Source organism: Pseudoalteromonas sp. MMG010 (assembly GCF_018100905.1).
In the GTDB taxonomy this organism is placed as follows: Bacteria; Pseudomonadota; Gammaproteobacteria; order Enterobacterales; family Alteromonadaceae; genus Pseudoalteromonas.
The window spans coordinates 121586-139908 of sequence record NZ_JAGJEG010000006.1 but is presented as its reverse complement, the minus strand read 5'-3'; the positions used below and the strand labels follow the sequence as shown (position 1 = coordinate 139908).

General features: G+C 37.4%; 13 protein-coding genes. 9 read left to right on the top strand and 4 right to left on the bottom strand.

Features of this window, described 5'->3' with window-relative positions:
• The first annotated feature begins 223 nt into the window (after positions 1–223).
• The 5 genes from J8L70_RS08475 (at position 224) to J8L70_RS08455 (ending at position 9095) form a co-directional block, all read left to right on the top strand.
• Positions 224–1258, top strand: a complete 1035-nt coding sequence (locus J8L70_RS08475) for a Glu/Leu/Phe/Val dehydrogenase (RefSeq protein ID WP_211055109.1) — start codon at positions 224–226, stop codon at positions 1256–1258.
• Positions 1259–1324: 66 nt separating this feature from the next.
• On the top strand, positions 1325–1957 hold the full coding sequence (locus J8L70_RS08470; RefSeq protein ID WP_211055108.1) for a CatA-like O-acetyltransferase: 633 nt from the start codon (positions 1325–1327) through the stop codon (positions 1955–1957).
• Between the two features lie 94 nt (positions 1958–2051).
• Positions 2052–4940, top strand: coding sequence for a ligand-binding sensor domain-containing diguanylate cyclase (locus tag J8L70_RS08465; RefSeq protein ID WP_211055107.1), 2889 nt, complete (start codon positions 2052–2054; stop codon positions 4938–4940).
• 57 nt (positions 4941–4997) lie between these two features.
• Positions 4998–5822 (top strand): M90 family metallopeptidase, encoded by an 825-nt coding sequence (locus J8L70_RS08460; protein WP_211055106.1) that lies wholly within the window; start codon positions 4998–5000, stop codon positions 5820–5822.
• 96 nt (positions 5823–5918) lie between these two features.
• Entirely contained in the window at positions 5919–9095 is a 3177-nt protein-coding gene (locus J8L70_RS08455) for an amidohydrolase family protein (protein ID WP_211055105.1), read from the top strand.
• Positions 9096–9241: 146 nt separating this feature from the next.
• Here the strand turns inward: J8L70_RS08455 and J8L70_RS08450 are convergent, their stop codons facing one another.
• A complete protein-coding gene (locus tag J8L70_RS08450) occupies positions 9242–9598 on the bottom strand; it encodes a hypothetical protein (RefSeq protein ID WP_211055104.1) in 357 nt (118 codons plus the stop codon).
• A 151-nt stretch (positions 9599–9749) separates the two neighbouring features.
• Between J8L70_RS08450 and J8L70_RS08445 the strand changes: the two genes are divergently transcribed.
• Complete coding sequence (locus tag J8L70_RS08445; protein ID WP_211055103.1) at positions 9750–10502, top strand: Nif3-like dinuclear metal center hexameric protein; 753 nt, start codon at positions 9750–9752, stop codon at positions 10500–10502.
• Positions 10503–10527: 25 nt separating this feature from the next.
• On the opposite strand, the gene J8L70_RS08440 is transcribed toward J8L70_RS08445, so the two are convergent.
• From J8L70_RS08440 to J8L70_RS08430, 3 genes are all read right to left on the bottom strand, one after another.
• A complete protein-coding gene (locus tag J8L70_RS08440; protein WP_211055102.1) occupies positions 10528–11292 on the bottom strand; it encodes an ElyC/SanA/YdcF family protein in 765 nt (254 codons plus the stop codon).
• Positions 11293–11297: 5 nt separating this feature from the next.
• A complete protein-coding gene (locus tag J8L70_RS08435) occupies positions 11298–12185 on the bottom strand; it encodes a LysR family transcriptional regulator (protein WP_211055101.1) in 888 nt (295 codons plus the stop codon).
• Between the two features lie 353 nt (positions 12186–12538).
• A complete protein-coding gene (locus J8L70_RS08430) occupies positions 12539–14902 on the bottom strand; it encodes a GGDEF domain-containing protein (protein WP_211055100.1) in 2364 nt (787 codons plus the stop codon).
• Positions 14903–15085: 183 nt separating this feature from the next.
• Here J8L70_RS08430 and pyrC point away from each other — a divergent pair, with 183 nt between their 5' ends.
• The 3 genes from pyrC (at position 15086) to J8L70_RS08415 (ending at position 18323) form a co-directional block, all read left to right on the top strand.
• Positions 15086–16126 (top strand): dihydroorotase, encoded by a 1041-nt coding sequence (pyrC, locus tag J8L70_RS08425; protein WP_211055099.1) that lies wholly within the window; start codon positions 15086–15088, stop codon positions 16124–16126.
• Positions 16127–16445: 319 nt separating this feature from the next.
• Positions 16446–16649, top strand: a complete 204-nt coding sequence (locus tag J8L70_RS08420) for a cold-shock protein (protein ID WP_004588138.1) — start codon at positions 16446–16448, stop codon at positions 16647–16649.
• 903 nt (positions 16650–17552) lie between these two features.
• Entirely contained in the window at positions 17553–18323 is a 771-nt protein-coding gene (locus J8L70_RS08415; protein ID WP_211055098.1) for a DUF3450 domain-containing protein, read from the top strand.

The window sequence follows — 18323 nt, the reverse complement described above, 5'->3', positions numbered from 1 at the left end:
TCGCTTTTTTTGTCTGCGGGTTTTTATAAATAAACAGATGTAAGTGTATAAGCAGGTTATTACATTCTTAAATAAGTTATTAGGTAGTTTAAATAAGCATATTTTTAAATTATGTTGTTTTATTCATTTGAAATATTGGTTTATATTGCAATAAAATAGCGACCTGATAAAGTTTTGTTAATTTTTCCTCCCCCCTAAAAATTTAATCTCGGAGTAGTTTAAAGTGGCTATTTTTAATCAAGCTGAATTTGATAACCATGAGCAAGTCGTATTTTGTACAGATGAAGCAACAGGCTTAAAAGCAATTATTGCAGTACATAATACTAATTTGGGCCCAGCAGTAGGGGGTTGTAGAATGTGGGATTATAGCGATGATGCTGCTGCTGTGTATGATGTACTGCGTTTAGCTAAAGGGATGACCTATAAAAATGCGGTGGCACGTTTACCATTTGGTGGTGGTAAATCAGTGATTATTGGCGATGCAAAAAAAATAAAGTCAGAGTCATTATTTCGTGCTTTTGGGCGAAAACTAGAACTACTCGGCGGCAGCTATTTTTGTGCCGAAGATGTGAATATTACCTGTGGTGATGTCGCATTGATGAATAAAGAAACTGATTATGTACTTGGCTTAGAAGGTAAAAGTGGTAATCCCTCTCCTTTTACTGCATTGGGCACTTTTTTAGGTATCAAAGCCGCTTTAAAGCATCAGCGCGGTGATGATAATTTAGTTGGCGTTAAAGTCGCTGTGCAAGGGTTAGGCGCGGTGGCATTTAGTTTATGCCAGTACTTACATCAAGCGGGGGCGCAGTTATTTGTCACCGATATTAATCCAGATGCGATTGCTAAGGTGGTTGATAAATTTAATGCAACAGCAGTACCGGTTGATGAAATTTATGACTTAGATGTTGATGTATATGCGCCTTGTGCTTTAGGTGCCACTATTAATGATGACACAATGACTCGATTAAAAGCGAGTATTGTTGCAGGGTGTGCAAATAACCAGTTAGCAGAGCCTCGTCATGGAGAGGCATTACGTCAACGAGGTATATTATATGCGCCTGATTATGTAATAAATGCCGGTGGCATTATTAATGTTTATCACGAAACTGCGCCTGAAGGTTATAACGAAGCAAACTCTAAACAGCATGTTGAGGGTATTTATGACACGCTGAGCGAAATATTTGCCCGTAGCGAAAGCGAGCAAAAATCAACTCATGTAATTGCAGATGAGCTAGCGCAAGAGTTAATTAACGCTTAATTTTATAAAGTAAACAAGGTAGTCTAAAGACGTGCAATCGCACGTCTTTTTTATGAGATAAATTAAATGGCAGATTTTGATTTCCACCGTTGGCCACGTAAGCCTCACTTTGAGTTATTTAAAAATATGGCTCAGCCTTACTTTAGTGTGTGCGTTCAAATAAATGCAAAAAAATTGTACGACTATTGCAAGCGTAAGCAGCAATCTTTTTTTTATAGTTATATTCATGCCACTTTAACAGCTTGTCATTTATATGAGCCGATGATGTTGCGTATTCAAGATGATAGAGCAATACAACTGGATAAGGTAAGGGCGAGTGTGGTTGAGCTTGCACCCGACGATACGTTCAGATTTAGTTGTTTTTCGAGATATAATGATTTATCTGAATTTATCACCTATGCACAGCACGTGAGTAAAACGACAAAAGCAGCACCATTATTTAATGATACATTTGAGAAAACACAGCAAGCAGCTGATTTAATACATGTATCAGTATTGCCTTGGCTTAACTTTAGTAGTTTTTCTCATGCATTTGATACAAGTAATACGCAAGGGATCCCTAAATTTGTATTTGGTAAATATGATTGCCACAGTGGATGTATGCCTTTAGCAATCGATGTGCATCACTCTTTATTAGATGGTTTACATGTTGCACATTTTATCAAAATATTACAGCAGCAATTAGATGAATGCTTTTAGCATAAAATTTTAAACAAGTAATAATAAAAAATAATGGTATTATAAAAAGAATTTATTTATATACCGATATTTAACTGAGGCCATTGAATTAAAAATGAAGTACTTAATTGTAATTTTGTCTTGTTGTTTAATGAGCTTCACCGCTGTATCTGCTAATCAAAAACTTCCGTTAACCGATTACTTTTCTGAGTCTTGGAGTACTCATAATGGCTTACCTCATAACAGTATTAATGCCATCACACAAACACCCGACGGCTACCTATGGATTGCAACGTGGGAAGGTTTAGCGCGCTTTAATGGCTTAGAGTTTACTATTTTCACGCGAAGTGAAATCAATAACCTACCTGATTCTGGATTAAGAACCCTGGCTGTTCAAACCGATGGCAGTTTATATATTGCCGGCTCAAGAGGAGGGATTAGCCAATTAAAACATCATCAGTGGGATACTAAAAAATCAGCTAAATCAATGGTTAATCATCTACATAACCAAGAGGGTGTCGGTTTATGGTTAGCAATCGAAAATGAAGGTGTATTTTTACGTAATGAAACGAGTGAGGGCGATGTTGAAATCATTTCGAACGTGAGTGCATACCGAATCGTAGAAGATAATAATAATGTTATTTGGGTTGCAACCAGCGCCGGCTTATACAAAATAGTTGATAAACAAGCGACCTTAATTGGCTTAGAGTCGGGTTTACCAAATGCCTCTGTATATACCTTATTGCTTAATCGTAAAGGGCAGTTAATTGTCGGTAGTGAGCAAGGCGCATGGAAGCTTGAACATGGCTATTTTAAAACTGTTCACAGCACGTTAAATCAAGAGTCTATTTCTAGTCTGTTAGAAGATCATAATGGCGACTTGTGGTTGGGAACAATTAATAAAGGTATTTTTAGGGTTGCTAATAACTCAGTAGAGCAATTAAATGCAGAGCAAGGTTTACCAGCAAACCGTATCCTATCGCTTTACCAAGATAGAGAAAATAGTATTTGGGTGGGAACTAACGCTGGTATTTATCGTTTACGAGAAGCTCCTTTTTCATCGTGGACCAGTAAAAGAGGGCTTGCAGGGAATTATATCCGCACCGTGTTATCTCACTCTGATGGCAGTTTATGGGTTGGCGGTAGCTCTGGCTTAAATAGGATTGTTAATAAAAAAATACACACTTATACCTTACCTAATAACCGCTCTACGTTATCTGTATTGAGTTTATACGAAGATCTCAATGGTGAAGTTTGGGTAGGGACTTATACTGCTGGCTTATTTAAGGTGCAGGGCGATCATGTTGTTCCGGTATTAAACCGTTCTAATGGCCTTAATAGCAACGAAGTACGGGCTCTTTTTTTAGATAGTCAACAGCGTTTGTGGATAGGGACTGCTGCCGGTGTGACTCGCATTAACGCTGATGGTAGCCTTATGCAGTTTAGCTCCCATTATGATTTACAAAGCCGTTTTATTTTAGCTATTAGTGAAGATAAATCGGGTAATATTTGGATAGGTTCGGGTAAAGGTGTGGCTAAGTTTGATAATAGCTTACACACTATAGAGGTTATTAATTTTCCACAAGAGCTGGGTGCACAATATGCGTTTGGCTTTTATATGGAGCAAGATTATGTATGGATGGCCACCGATAGAGGGCTAGTTCGATATAATCAAGCAAGTGCTCAGATGCACATTTTTGGAAAGCAACATGGCTTGCCTGTAGATAAGCTTTTTCAGGTTGTGGCTCATAATAGCGCATTTTGGTTGCCTAGTAACAGGGGCATAATTAAAGTCAATAAAGAGCAAGTGAATGCGGTATTAGATGCAAAGGTAGACACACCCGCAGTATATCAATTATTTGATGAAGGGGATGGCATGTTAAGTGCGCAAGCTAATGGTGGGTCGACGCCTTCTGCAACACTTCATAAAGATGGAACGATATGGTTTGCCACTGCTGAGGGGGTGGCTATGGTTATGCCTTCGCGGCTTGAGCAAGCTAAACAAGTTGCCTTACCGACCGTAATAGAGAGTTTTATGGTTGATGGGCAAACGATACTCATGCCTCAAACAGACAAAACAGTCGTGTTAGCCCCAGATATTTCGAGGATTTCATTTCACTATGCGGGACTGAGTTTTATCATGCCGCAACGTTTAGTGTTTCAGACAAAGCTTGAAGGCTTTTCAGATGAATGGGTAAATCGTTATCAAGTAAATTCTGCCGAGTACACCAATTTACCACCTGGAAAGTATACGTTTATGGTGCGCGCAGGTTACCCAAATGGGCAGTGGCAAAATAATCAGCAAGTAATTAATTTTGAAATAAAAGCGTATCTTTGGCAAAAATGGTATTTTCAATTAGCCGCTTTTTGCTTATTTATTGTATTTATTTATCTGCTTTATAGATATCGTTTATACCATTTCAAAAAAATTGAATTAGAACTGATAAGCAGAGTAAAACAACAAACAACCGATCTGCAAAAACAAGCTGATGCATTTGCTTATCAAGCAACTCACGATCAATTAACTCAGTTACCTAATAGGCGTGCTTTTGATGGCTGGGTGGCTGAGCATTTTGACGAATATAAAAATAGTAACAACGTGTTATCTGTCGCTATTTTAGATATTGATCACTTTAAAAAAATAAATGATGGCTGGTCACACTTAGTCGGCGATAAAGTTATTTGTATAATAGCTGAGTTATTAAAGCAACGCTGCGATAACTTAAATGAGATAGCTCGTTGGGGGGGAGAGGAGTTTACTTTGCTATTCCCTAATAAATCTGCAGAGCAAGCGAAATTGGAGTGTGAATTATTGCGCCAAGATATTGCCACATACGATTTTAATGATATTGCACCAGGGTTGATTGTTACCGCAAGTTTTGGTGTATGTGAATCTCGTGGTATCGATGATTATGACAAGTTATTATCCAGTGCAGATCAGGCGTTATATCAAGCTAAAAATAACGGTCGCAATCGCACCGAATTATTTTCTAGCGTGAAATAATTGAAAAATTACTTTTAGTGCATATTGATAAGGTATAAATACAAAGAGAATATACCTATGGTTAATGCACTATTATTACTAATATTAGCGGCTTTTGTTGTCTTGTATTGGTGCTGGCCTGAACTACAACGTACATATTGGCAGCGTAAATATAATCATGTTGCTTTAACCTCTCATGAGCAAGCAATCTTAAAACGCTACATGCCGATTTATTTTAAAATGACGGATGTCGATAGATCTAAGCTAGAACGACATATTATTTGGTTTTTAAATGAAAAGCGTTTTCTTGCCCGCGATGGTTTAACACTCACCGCGCCGATGAAATTACTCATTGCTGCTGACGCGTGCTTGTTAGTATTAAATAAGCCTTGGCCTCTTTATAAAAATGTAAAAGAGATTCTTCTTTATCCAAGTGCGTATTATGCGCCGCAATCTACACGCGATAATGCAGGACTTGTCAGTTACCATACTAGCGTGCGTCAAGGTGAGTCATGGCCTGGGGGGACGCTTGTACTTAGTTGGCATGATGTACTGCAAGGTAACCGTTTACCCAGTGATGGCCATAATTTAGTTTTTCATGAATTTGCCCATCAACTTGACCAGCAAACGGGTAAAACAACAGGCACACCTGCACTTAGCTCAAAAGCGCAATACCAAAAATGGGCTGAAGTATTTAATCGTGCATTTACTCAATTAAAATCTCACGTTGCTTATAATATACCCCATGTAATTGACAGTTACGGGGCAACAAATGAGGCCGAATTTTTTGCTGTTATCACCGAAACTTTCATAGAAAAGCCATTACAGTTAAAACAATTTGATCCTCAAATATATCAATTACTCGTGGATTATTACCAATTCGACCCTAAAGCTTGGCATTAACTTTGTTGCTTAATCTAATAACACTGGCATATTGCCTTGGTTTTTGTTGCAATCAAGTTATAAATAATTAAAACCATAATAACAAGCGAGAAATGCATGAAAACAATGCTTAAAACAGCACTAGCGTTATCAGTGTCACTCACACTTGGTAATGCTAACGCAAATGAAAAATTAGATAAATGGCAAGTCGACTCACCGCAAGGTCAGTTTGTTGATGCCACTATTAATGTTGATCAAGGTACGTGGATGAACATAGATATTAGCCCAGATGGTAAGTCAATTGTATTTGATTTGCTTGGCGATATTTATACGATGCCTATTAATGGCGGCACGGCCACTCAGTTAACATCTGATATTGCATGGCAAATGCAGCCACGTTTTAGCCCTGATGGTAAATATATCGCATTTACATCAGATCAAGGCGGTGGCGATAACATTTGGGTCATGGATATTACTGGTGAAAATCAGCACGCAGTGACAAATGAAACCTTCAGATTACTTAATAGCCCAGCATGGAGCCCCGATGGTGACTTCCTTGTTGCTCGTAAGCATTTTACTGCTAGTCGCTCGTTAGGTGCTGGAGAAGTTTGGTTATACCACAAAGCGGGTGGTAAAGGCGTTCAGTTAACTAAGCGCGAAAATGATCAAAAAGATCTCGGGGAACCGATGTTTTCACCCGATGGCCGTTATGTTTATTTTTCGCATGATGCAACTCCAGGTAAAACGTTTCATTACTCTAAAGATTCTGTGGCAGGTATTTATAAAATAAAACGCTACGATAGAGAAACGGGTGAAATAGAAACGGTAATAGATGGTATGGGGGGGGCAATTAGACCGACCCCTTCTCCTGACGGCAAAAAGTTAGCTTATATTAAACGAGATGATTTTCAGACCAGCTTATACTTGTACGATTTAACCAGTGGTGAGCATACACAACTGTATAGTAAGCTTGAACGTGATATGCAAGAGACATGGGCTATCCATGGTGTATATCCAACGATAGCATGGACACCTGATAATGAAGAGCTCGTTTTTTGGGCTGGTGGACGCATTCATCAGCTTACTGTTAATGATCGTGCTGTAAAAACGATTCCATTTAAAGTAAATACGAATAAAAAAATACAAACTGCGGTTCGTTTTAGCCAAAACATCGATAGTGAAGAATTTGATGTAAAAATGTTGCGTAATGTTCAAATAAGCCCTGATGGTGAAACCGCTATTTTTGAGGCTTTGGGTTATATTTATAAGCGCGATTTAAGTTCAGGTAAAATTAAACGATTAACAAAGCAAACGTCTCACTATGAGCTGTTTCCTCAGTATTCTCGAGATGGAAAGAAAATTGTTTACACAACGTGGGACGACAACGAACAAGGGTCTGTGAGAGTTGTTTCTTCACGCAGTGGCCGTGGTAATACGATTACCAAAGAGCCGGGTAAATATGTAGAACCTACGTTTAGCCCTGATGGTAAAACTGTAGTGTATCGTAAAGCAACCGGCAGTCGTATTTTAGACCCCAAGTGGTCACTTAACCCAGGTATCTATCGTGTGAGTGTGAAAGGGGGAGAAAGCGAATTAATTACTAAAAGCGGTTATCAACCTCAATTTGGTGCACAAAACGACCGTGTGTTCATCATGAGTCCTTGGCCAAAACCTAGTTTTAGTGTTGTAGAACTTGAAAGCAAAAAAGTACGTAAATTATATCAATCTCAGCATGCGACCGAGTTTAGGGTATCACCAGATGGACAATATTTAGCATTTGCTGAGCGTTTTAAAGTATTTGTTACCCCCTTAGTGCAAAGTGGTACTGCGATAGATATAAGCCCTAAAGATACTCAATTCCCTATTGAACAGCTTTCTGTACGTGCAGGTGAAAATATAAGCTGGAGCGCCAACAGTGATAAATTATATTGGAGTTTAGGGCCTGAGCTTTATCATGCGAGTTTAGATGGCATGTTTGCAATAAATAAGGCCGACAATACTGACTTTAAAGTTAAAAGTGGTGAGAGTATTGGCTTTAGTAAAAAAATGGCTGCACCAGAGGGAATGATAGCATTAACGGGTGCAAAAATTATTACTATGGACGGTGAAAAGGTGATTAATAATGGCGTCATTATTACTGATGGTAAGCATATAAAAGCCATCGGTGAATTAGCCGATATAACGATTCCAAAAGGCGCTGAAATTATCGACGTAGCAGGGAAAACAATTATGCCAGGAATTGTTGATGCGCATGCACATGGTGCTCAAGGCAGCGATGAAATTATTCCTCAGCAAAACTGGAAAAACTTTGCTGGCTTAGCGCTTGGCGTAACGACGATTCACGACCCATCTAATGATACCTCTGAAATATTTACTGCCAGTGAAATGCAAAAGGCTGGGATGTTAGTTGCGCCACGTATTTTTTCTACAGGGACCATTTTATATGGTGCGAATATGCCAGGGTATACCTCCCATATTGACTCATTAGCAGATGCAAAGTTTCATTTGGAGCGACTTAAAAAAGTAGGTGCATTTAGCGTAAAATCTTATAACCAGCCGCGCAGAGAACAGCGCCAGCAAGTTATTGAAGCAGCCCGAGAACTCGAAATGATGGTTGTACCCGAAGGTGGCTCGTTATTACAACATAATCTTAGTATGGTGGTTGATGGCCATACTGGCATTGAGCATTCTATTCCTGTTGAGCATATATACGATGATATTAAACAGTTATGGTCGCAAAGTGAGGTTGGTTACACACCGACCTTAGTAGTGGCATATGGTGGAATTTGGGGAGAAAACTATTGGTATGATAAAACAGATGTGTGGAACCATCCGAGGTTAAGTAAATTTGTACCCAAAAATCAATTATTACCACGCTCAATGCGCAGAGTGAAAGCCCCAGATCATCATTATAACCATTTTAACAACGCCCGCGTAGCGGCTGAGTTACAAGATTTAGGTGTATTGGTTAATCTAGGAGCGCATGGACAACGTGAAGGATTAGGCGCACATTGGGAAATGTGGATGTTTGCTCAAGGGGGGATGAGCTCACTAGAAGCAATTAGAGCATCAACGCTTGACCCCGCTAAATACCTTGGCCTTGACAAGAATATTGGATCATTAGAAGTTGGCAAGCTTGCGGATTTAATAGTGATTGATGGTGATCCACTAAAAGATATTCGCCAGTCTGATAAAGTTCAATACACGATGATTAATGGACGGTTATTTAATGCCGCAACAATGAACGAAGTGGGTGCTAAACCACGTGAAGCACTTTATTTTGAAAAGTTCTAAATGGTGCTGAAAATAACACGTTACACACTAAATTATTTTAATGTGTAATAAAAAACCCCAGTTGTTAGCATTGCTAATTAATGGGGTTTTTTTATCGTTTAAATTGCAATGCAAAATACACAAAACAATTTGCTAGCTAGTATGACTTATACAACACCACGTGGTAAACGGCAGTCATGGTCTTTACGAGCAAGCTCTACTATCCAAAGCTCTTCAGCGGTATAGCCATCTTCGTTTTCAGTAATGACAGAGAATGGCGCTTTTTTCTGTGCTTTAACAGGCGTAGCTGTTTTAGTTTTAGCTTTTTTAGCTGGCGCTTTTTCAGTTGTTTTACCAGAGCTTAATTCTTTAGTTAGCTCAGCTACGTCAGCTAGGCGTAAATTTTTACCGCCATCGATGCTGTACCAGCCTGGTTTAGTGGTGATTTCAGGTTTTTTACCATTGGCAGCTTCATACGCTGCTTCAAAGGCAGATAACACTTCTGTTTTGTCTAGTTTGCTCATCAGAGACCCTATACGTTGTGAACACAGATAAAGAAGAGGGTATTTATACCTATTTTCATCGCATTTTTCAATTTTTTGCGATTTTCCTTCCATTTTTAGCCTATAAGCGCCAAAATTTGCACAAAATTCAGTGCAAAGTAAGGTAATCAATATGCAACGTAAAGAATTTACTCAACTATTAGATACTATTTTAAAACCCAATACGATTAAGGATTTTTGCCCTAACGGACTACAAGTCGAGGGGAAAAATGAGATAAAAAAAGTGATTACAGGCGTTACCGCAAGCCAAGCGTTAATCGATGCAGCAATAGCGCAACAAGCCGATGCAATATTAGTCCACCATGGTTATTTTTGGAAAGGTGAATCACAGCCGATCACCGGTATGAAAAAACGTCGAATAAGTGCTCTGCTTGCACATGATATAAATTTATTTGCCTATCATTTACCGCTAGATGTTCATCCACAGGTAGGTAATAACGCACAACTTGCTAAGTTATTAGATATTGAATTACAGGCTGGGTTGGAGCCAGTTACAAATAGTGTTGCTATGAAGGGAGTATTAAAACAGCCTTTAAGCGGTGTAGAATTTGCCGATAAAATTACAAAAGTCCTTAATCGAGCGCCGTTAACAAGCTTGGTACGTAAAGATAAAATACACACAATTGGATTATGCACAGGAGGCGGGCAAGGGTATATTGATTTAGCCGCAGAGCAAGGTATTGATGCATTTTTAACTGGTGAAGCGTCAGAGCAAACCATCCACAGCTCTAGAGAGCAGCATATAGATTTTTTTGCTGCGGGTCACCATGCAACGGAGCGCTACGGAGTGAAAGCATTAGGTGAATTATTAGCGTATGAATATGGCTTAGAAGTGACCTTTGTAGATATAGATAACCCCGTTTAATGCAATAAAATAGTCATGAAATGAGTTAAACTGACTCAGGATTTATAAAACGACGTAAACCTATCCATGCGTTGCCAATCATTTCATGACAATATTGAGTGACCACCATAAGAGTATGCGCACTGGGTACAAACTGCTTATGCATAGGAATAATTGAAAAGTTATGGTAGTCAGTGGCAGCAGGGATCACATCTATGCCTTGAGCATTAAATAAACCTTTTGCTCGTGGCATATGTAAAACAGAGGTGACCAACGCCACGTTATAATCGATTAGTTGAGGTGCTAACAGCCGTGCTTCAGCGGCTGTATCCATGGCGTATGGATTTTGGCTAATACGGGCTTTATTAACCCCTAAACTAATTGCTGTTTTATACATTAAGCTGCTATTAGTGACCATGTTATAGCCTCCACCAGAGACAATAAGCTGCGCTTGCGGATAGTACTTTGCTAACTTTATACCTTCAACTAGGCGTGTTAATGCGCAATTACCCAATTGATTATTAGCACTTAATGCTGCATTTGGGTTGACGTCACATCCTAATACGATAATTTTATCTATGCTTGGTTGTTTTAATCGATTAAATGCTAACGAGATTGGCTCATTAGGCTCAATAATTCGACTGGCAACAAAAGGGGTACTAATTGCGAGCAAGACAGCAAGTGATAATGTTGATATCACTAACGCTGACTTTCGGTTTTTAAACGCAATTAACAACATGATAAAGCTAAAAAGCCCCAATACAGGAAGTGGCATAAGTAGGCCGCCAACGATTTTTTTTATCACAAACATAGAGGTTATCGACCGTTATTTTGTTTACATGTATTCAAGAAGTGACGATATACAGGGTTATCTTTCATATCTTTTTTCATCGCTAAATACATAGGCCGTGTTAACCCAAGAGCTCCCAAAGGAATTGATTTAATTAAGCCTTGGCTTTCATAAGGTGTTACTAACCAATCAGGTAATGCAGCAACCCCCATACCAGCACTTACTAACTGAAATATAAGCAAACCTTGGTCAACCGTTTTTAAGGTACCATCGAATCGTGCATTTTGGATAAAATGCTTAAAGATATCTTGGCGCTCTTTTGGAATAGGGTATGAGATAATGGTCTCATTTTTAAGATCTAATGCGGTGACATACGCTTTTTTTGCCAGAGGATGGTCCGGTGCAACAATTAATTTTAGTTTAAAATCAAATAAGTGAGCGTATTCTAGTTTATCGGGCTCACGGATATCTGATGTAAGGACTAAATCCAGTTCATCATTTAATAAATCGGGGATAGCGTCGTAGCTAAAACCACGTTCGTAATCAATTTTAATATCAGGCCAAAAGTTATTAAACTCTTTTATAGTTGGTAATAACCAATGAAAACAGGCATGACACTCAACACTGAGCCTTAATTGCGATATTGGTTGGTTTAAGCTTTCTTTTAATCTACATTTTGTCGCTTCAACACGCGGTAACACTTCGTTAGCAAGCTCAACTAATAACATACCTTGAGGTGTAAAACGTACAGGTTGAGTTTTACGTTCAAAAAGTTGGCAATCTAGTTTGTTTTCTAAATCTTTAATTTGATGAGATAAAGCTGACTGCGTTAGAAATAACTCTCTTGCGGTATTTACCAAAGAGCCGGTTTCTTTAAGGGTTGAAATTGTTTTTAGGTGCTTAATATCAATCATCTTTAAATATTCTCATGTGGACAGTGAGTTTCACTCAGATTATGGATATAGTACGCTTTTAAACAAGCCGCTTCAATGTCTAGATGGCTAAATGTGGTTTAATTTTACAGGATTTATTCATTAATATGAAAATAGTTAATAATTTCAGGCCTTATACCGCGTATAAAAATAATAATGAATGAGTTTGTTTCATGTGTAAGTTAATTTTTTAGATACAGTAACCGTGTAAAATGTGTGGCATATATTTATAAGATATTTAAGCGTAGTGAAAGCCCGTGGGCGCCGTTTACTGTGTTAACTTGTTTATGGGGCCAAGCTATATTAGATAAGTAAACAGCGTAATAAAGTAATATTTATGGCGTTAAAAATTTAACAGCGTCAGTTGCAGTGACTGGTTTTGAAATGAAATACCCTTGACCATAATCACATTGTGTCTTTTTTAATATATTTAACTGTTCTATGGTTTCTATACCTTCTGCGACCACTTCGAGTTGTAATGAGCTTGCTAAGGTTAAAATCGCCTCTACGAGAGGATTACTTTTATGTTGTATGTGATCGATAAAACTTTTATCAATTTTTAATATATGAATAGGCAGCTGGTGTAAATAGCCCAAAGCAGAATAACCAGTACCAAAGTCATCTAAGCATAGTTTTACTTTTAAAGGGGTTAAACCGTCAATAATTTTATTAGCAATGTTTAGGTTTTCAATTAACCCTGATTCGGTAATTTCAAGACATAATGATCCCAAAGGTAATTTATATTTATTATAAATTGCATGCATTTGACTCACAAACTCTAAACTAGCAAAGTGACGAGATGAGACATTAACAGTGACTTTATTAAATTGGAGACCTTGCTCATACCAGGCGTGTATTTGCTGTGCTGCTAAGTCTAATAAATAAAGGTCTAAATTAATGATTTGCCCTGTAGATTCTGCAATCGGGATAAATTCATTCGGGGCTACAAAGCCTTTAATAGGATGATGCCAACGCACTAATGCTTCAAAACCTATTACTGTATTATCAGAAATTTTGAATAGGGGCTGATAATATAGCTCAAATTCATTTTTCTCAATTGCACTTTGTAAATCATTTTCAATATCGGCATTCGATTTAAGTTTTTGCCGCATCGAACTGTTAAAAAATTTAACTTGTCCTCGACCTGAAGATTTTGCTTCATACATAGCTGCATCAGCTTGCTGTAATAACATATACGCTTTATCTGTTGTATTTTCACTTAAGGCAACACCAAAACTTGCCGAGGCTTGAAGCAAGTGCCCATTGACATTAACCGGTTCCTTGAGTGCATTTTGAAAACGGGTTAAGGCTTCATTTACTTGGTTTTTGTGAGTTAAATTTTCCATTAATATAGCAAATTCATCCCCCCCTAAACGTGAAAATGTATCGGTATTACGGACTTTATCTTTAATGAGTTCACAGACATTAATGATAAAGTGATCGCCAACAACATGCCCTAAAGAGTCATTAATGCTTTTAAAACGGTCTAAATCTAAATACACCAAAGCATGAAAAGTTCCTTTTTTAGCGCGAGATAATTTAATTATGGCCTGCTTTACTCTATCAATCAGTAAAGAGCGATTAGCTAAGCCTGTAAGGTCATCATGTAACGCTCTATATTCAAGCTCTTGACGCACTAATTGTCTATCAATAGCCATACTTATTTGTCGGCTAACGTATTGTAATAGTGATAAATGACGCTGACTATATTGTAAGGTCGGATCATAACTTTGAACAACAATCACACCATTTACTCTTTCACTGACCTTAAATGGTACACCTAGCCAAGACTCAGATTCGCGCCCGACCAGAGTGAAGTGACCTTTATCAATATGCGCTTGATAGTCAGATTTACTAAGTAATAAAGGTTTCTCTGTTTGTAATAAGTAATAAGAAGCTGTGTCTTTGAGCTGCGCTTTAGATATGGTTTTATGTGCCTTATTATGAATTCCTTCCTCAACAATATAAACAACTTCGAGCGTGTCTTGTTGCTTTTCATGCAGTGCAATAAAGAAATTTTCAGCGGGCAAAAGTTGACTCACGATGTCATGCAGTGAGCGAAAAAAAGTATCTAATTCTGATGCTTTATAAGTTAAGTTAGCAATTTGTAATAAACTGTTTTCTAGTTTTTGTGCACTATTCAATTCAGATACAGTCTTTTTTAAATCATCAACGGTACGGACTTGATTTATTTTTGCACTTAATAAGTAAGAAACCGTTGTTAAAATTTCAAGGTGTTCATCAGTAAAATAGTTTTTTTCGTGGTGCTCACAATCGATAACCCCAAGGACTTTATCTTTGTAAATTAATGGCACGCACAGTTCTGATTGGGCAGGCACTAAATCGGCTACATAACGAGAGTCCTTAGAAACATCGGGTAAAATGATTGCGCGACCCGTTACAGCGACTGAGCCTGTAATTCCCTCATTAAATTTAACATTTGTACACTGAGATAAATATTGTGAGTGGTTATTTTCTATCCCCATAGATGCCACTTGATTTAACACGGCATTTTGATGATCAGCTAAAAAAATAACACAATCAACGAACCCTAATTTAGAAACAACTTGCTCTGTGACATAACTAAATAGTTCAGTAAATGTATCTAGTTGCAGTAGATCTGAAGAAAACTGGTTTATTATATTTAATTGTTCGGCTTTTAATTCAAGTCTTCTGTCATGATTTTCTTTAATTGTCATGGAATTTTATTCTCTGAATTTTCCTCTACAGGTACAACTTACCCGATTATTACACTTCACTCAAAGTTTTACCGTGAATAACGTGTTTTATAAATATAATTTATAACGTAAAAGGAAATAAATTCTTTACTCAAATTAAGCATATGCCTATGATCATATAAATTCAGCCAAGGAACTAAATTAATGACGCATAATATGAATACTTTAACGATAACACGACCTGATGATTGGCATGTACATTTACGCGATGGTGAGCAATTAAAAGACACTGTACGAGATGTTAGTCGCTACATGGGGCGCGCAATTATTATGCCGAACTTAGTCCCTCCAGCAACAACAACTGAATGTGCTTTAGCATATCAAGAGCGTATATTAAAAGCTGAACCTCAAGGTAACTTTGAACCACTTATGGTGTTGTATTTAACAGATAAAACGACACCAGAAGAAATTAGAAAAGCAAAAGCAAGTGGTAAAATAGTTGCAGCAAAACTATATCCTGCTGGGGCAACAACAAACTCTGACTCAGGTGTTACTTCGGTAAAAAATATTTACTCTGTATTAAAGGCAATGCAAGAGGTCGGTATGCTGTTGTTAGTGCATGGGGAAGTTACTGATTCTGCGATAGATATATTTGACCGTGAGAAAGTATTTTTAGAGACGGTGTTAGGGGATGTCGTTGCTGATTTTCCAAGCTTAAAAATTGTTTTAGAGCATATTACAACTAAAGATGCAGTTGAATTTGTAATGAATGCGCCAGATAACATTGCAGCGACGATTACTGCGCACCATTTACTATATAACCGTAATCATATGTTAGCCGGTGGTATTAGGCCTCATTATTACTGTTTACCTATTTTAAAACGTAATATTCACCAACAGGCCCTTATGGCAGCAGCTACCAGTGGTAATCCTAAATTCTTTTTAGGGACTGATTCTGCACCACATTATAAAGATAAAAAAGAAGCTGCATGCGGCTGTGCGGGAGCTTATACCGCCCATGCCGCAATTGAATTGTATGCTGAAGCGTTTGAAGAGGCCAATGCATTAGACAAATTAGAAGGGTTTGCAAGTCATTTTGGTCCTGATTTCTATGGCCTTAACAGGAATGAAGATACAATTATGTTAGTAAAAGAGTCATGGGAAGTACCTGCTACCTATAAGTTAGGGGACTCAGAGGTTGTACCAATAAAAGCTGAATCAACTCTTCAGTGGCAAGTAAAATAAATTTAAACGAAAAAAAGCCATGTATTGCCGTGGCTTTTTTGTTTTAAAATTAATCGTTTATAGCAGTAATTTAAAATATTCAGTTTCTTTTTAAATAATTAGTAATTAATAGAGCCAAAAAAAAATTAATGTGTTAATCTTAAGTTGCTTTGAGTTTTTGCGTATTGAATTTACGGATATTGTGCTGTGTTTAAGGTTACCGGTTAGGTTATTACTTGTTCCTGTACTCTCCCTCCAGATTTTTGGGCATTGACTCAGGGAGGATATTGCCATAATAATATGGCTCAATTTTAATTATTGACTTACAGGAAAATTTAGTATGTCGGTTACTGGTAAAGTAAAGTTTTTCAACGAAGCTAAAGGCTTTGGTTTCATTGAACAAGAAAATGGTCCTGACGTGTTTGTACATTTCAGCGCAATCACTGGTTCTGGTTTTCGCACTCTTAGCGAAGGTCAAGCAGTGACTTTCAGCATCAAACAAGGTCAAAAAGGCCCTGAAGCTGAGAACGTAGAAGTAGCATAATTTAATTATGTGAACCTAAGTTCATCTTGGTGAAGCAGATTACTGTTTCACCATAATTTCTCTCATAACACCATTTAAATCTACTTCCTTCTCAATAAACTTTACTCAATTTTTAGTCTTTAAATTAAATATCGTTAAAAGCTTTTTTAGCCTGTTTAAATTATCGTATCAAGCTACTTATAAACCAAAATGGTTTCATTATTACCTTTGAATCTCTATTTGAAGTATGCAAAAACGCTCTTTTTAGAATTGAAGCGATTACATCTGTTACAAATGATATAACAACACTTACTGTTTAGCACAATTATGACGATATTATAGTCTTGTTGTGGATATTAAAATTGAGTTTGATAATCGACGCCTAACACATTAATTACGACTCATATTATATTTAATAATGCTTTAAAAATATGCAATTAGATGCAGTGTTTGGATAAAAATAAACCAGTTAAAATGTTAAATAACACAGATGAAATTAAGGTTTTTATCGATGAGTGACTTAAACGTGGCTGATTTAGAACCGATTGAGCAAAAAATGCGATTTAAAAAGTTAAAAATATATTATTTTTAACTTTTTTTAATAGGTAAATATCGTCAATATAAAATGTTACACGTTATGTTTACATTTAGCTTTTCCACAGAAGAAATACCAGTAACAAAGGGCTTTACAGAGATAAGTTAAGCTATTGTGGTTACAAATTTGTTAACACAATTGTTTTGGTACTTTAGTTGTGAGTACTGATTAGTTATTTATTTATAGTTAAAGCTAAACATCAAGTTGACAGCGTCTATTGCATTTAGCATTATTGAAGGGTTGATACCTATATAAGGTGTCAGGGTTGTTTGCCTTAATTTGGCAGGTAATTAATTATAAAAGTAACATTACTTAATTGGTTGGGAACTATGTCTGTTAAAATCAGAAAGAGTCTTGTAGCAACTGCGTTGGTTGGCGCTTTTGCATTTGCAAGCAGCAATGTGATTGCAGATCCTTTGAATGACGTGCAAAAAGCAGGTCAGCAAATCCAAAAGGATGCTGTTAAGTCTCAAACTAAAATTGACAATGTATACGGTCAAACTCAAGAGTTAATCGCTGAGTACCGTAGTATTGTTGATGAAACTGAGCTTATGAAAGTTTACAACGATCACGTAGCACGTTTGGTCGCAGACCAAAATGCCTCGATTGAATCGTTTGATCGTCAAATCGCGACTATCGATAACACTAAACAAAACGTTGTGCCTTTGATGTATAGCATGATCGATACGCTTGAGCAATTCATCAAAGCGGACGTTCCGTTTAATCTTGAAACACGTTTAGGTCGTGTTGAAAGACTTCGCGAAATTATGGCATCTGCGTCAGTAACTACCTCTGAAAAATTCCGTCAAGTTCTTGAAGCTTACACTATTGAAGCTGCTTACAGCTCTTTAGTATCTGCATCTCAAGGTACTTTGGAAATTGATGGTAAAAACATTAACGTAGATTTAGGTCAACTTGGTCGTATTACATACGTAGCACAATCTTTTGACTTAAAGCATGCTTGGGTTTGGGATAACAACACTAAACAGTGGAAAGAATTAGGTGAAGAATACCTAAAACCTGTTAAAGAAGTGATCCGTATGGCGCGTAAGCAAGCGACACTTGAACTTGTTAAACTACCAATTTTTGGCGCGGAGTAA

Excerpts from the sequence above, each read along its gene's own strand:
- J8L70_RS08420 (WP_004588138.1), top strand. The coding sequence starts at position 16,446 with ATGTCGGTTACTGGTAAAGTAAAGTTTTTCAACGAAGCTAAAGGCTTT.
- J8L70_RS08460 (WP_211055106.1), top strand. The coding sequence starts at position 4,998 with ATGGTTAATGCACTATTATTACTAATATTAGCGGCTTTTGTTGTCTTG.
- J8L70_RS08465 (WP_211055107.1), top strand. The coding sequence starts at position 2,052 with ATGAAGTACTTAATTGTAATTTTGTCTTGTTGTTTAATGAGCTTCACC.
- pyrC (WP_211055099.1), top strand. The coding sequence starts at position 15,086 with ATGACGCATAATATGAATACTTTAACGATAACACGACCTGATGATTGG.
- J8L70_RS08470 (WP_211055108.1), top strand. The coding sequence starts at position 1,325 with ATGGCAGATTTTGATTTCCACCGTTGGCCACGTAAGCCTCACTTTGAG.
- J8L70_RS08445 (WP_211055103.1), top strand. The coding sequence starts at position 9,750 with ATGCAACGTAAAGAATTTACTCAACTATTAGATACTATTTTAAAACCC.
- J8L70_RS08450 (WP_211055104.1), bottom strand. The coding sequence starts at position 9,598 with ATGAGCAAACTAGACAAAACAGAAGTGTTATCTGCCTTTGAAGCAGCG.
- J8L70_RS08455 (WP_211055105.1), top strand. The coding sequence starts at position 5,919 with ATGAAAACAATGCTTAAAACAGCACTAGCGTTATCAGTGTCACTCACA.
- J8L70_RS08430 (WP_211055100.1), bottom strand. The coding sequence starts at position 14,902 with ATGACAATTAAAGAAAATCATGACAGAAGACTTGAATTAAAAGCCGAA.
- J8L70_RS08415 (WP_211055098.1), top strand. The coding sequence starts at position 17,553 with ATGTCTGTTAAAATCAGAAAGAGTCTTGTAGCAACTGCGTTGGTTGGC.
- J8L70_RS08435 (WP_211055101.1), bottom strand. The coding sequence starts at position 12,185 with ATGATTGATATTAAGCACCTAAAAACAATTTCAACCCTTAAAGAAACC.
- J8L70_RS08440 (WP_211055102.1), bottom strand. The coding sequence starts at position 11,292 with ATGTTTGTGATAAAAAAAATCGTTGGCGGCCTACTTATGCCACTTCCT.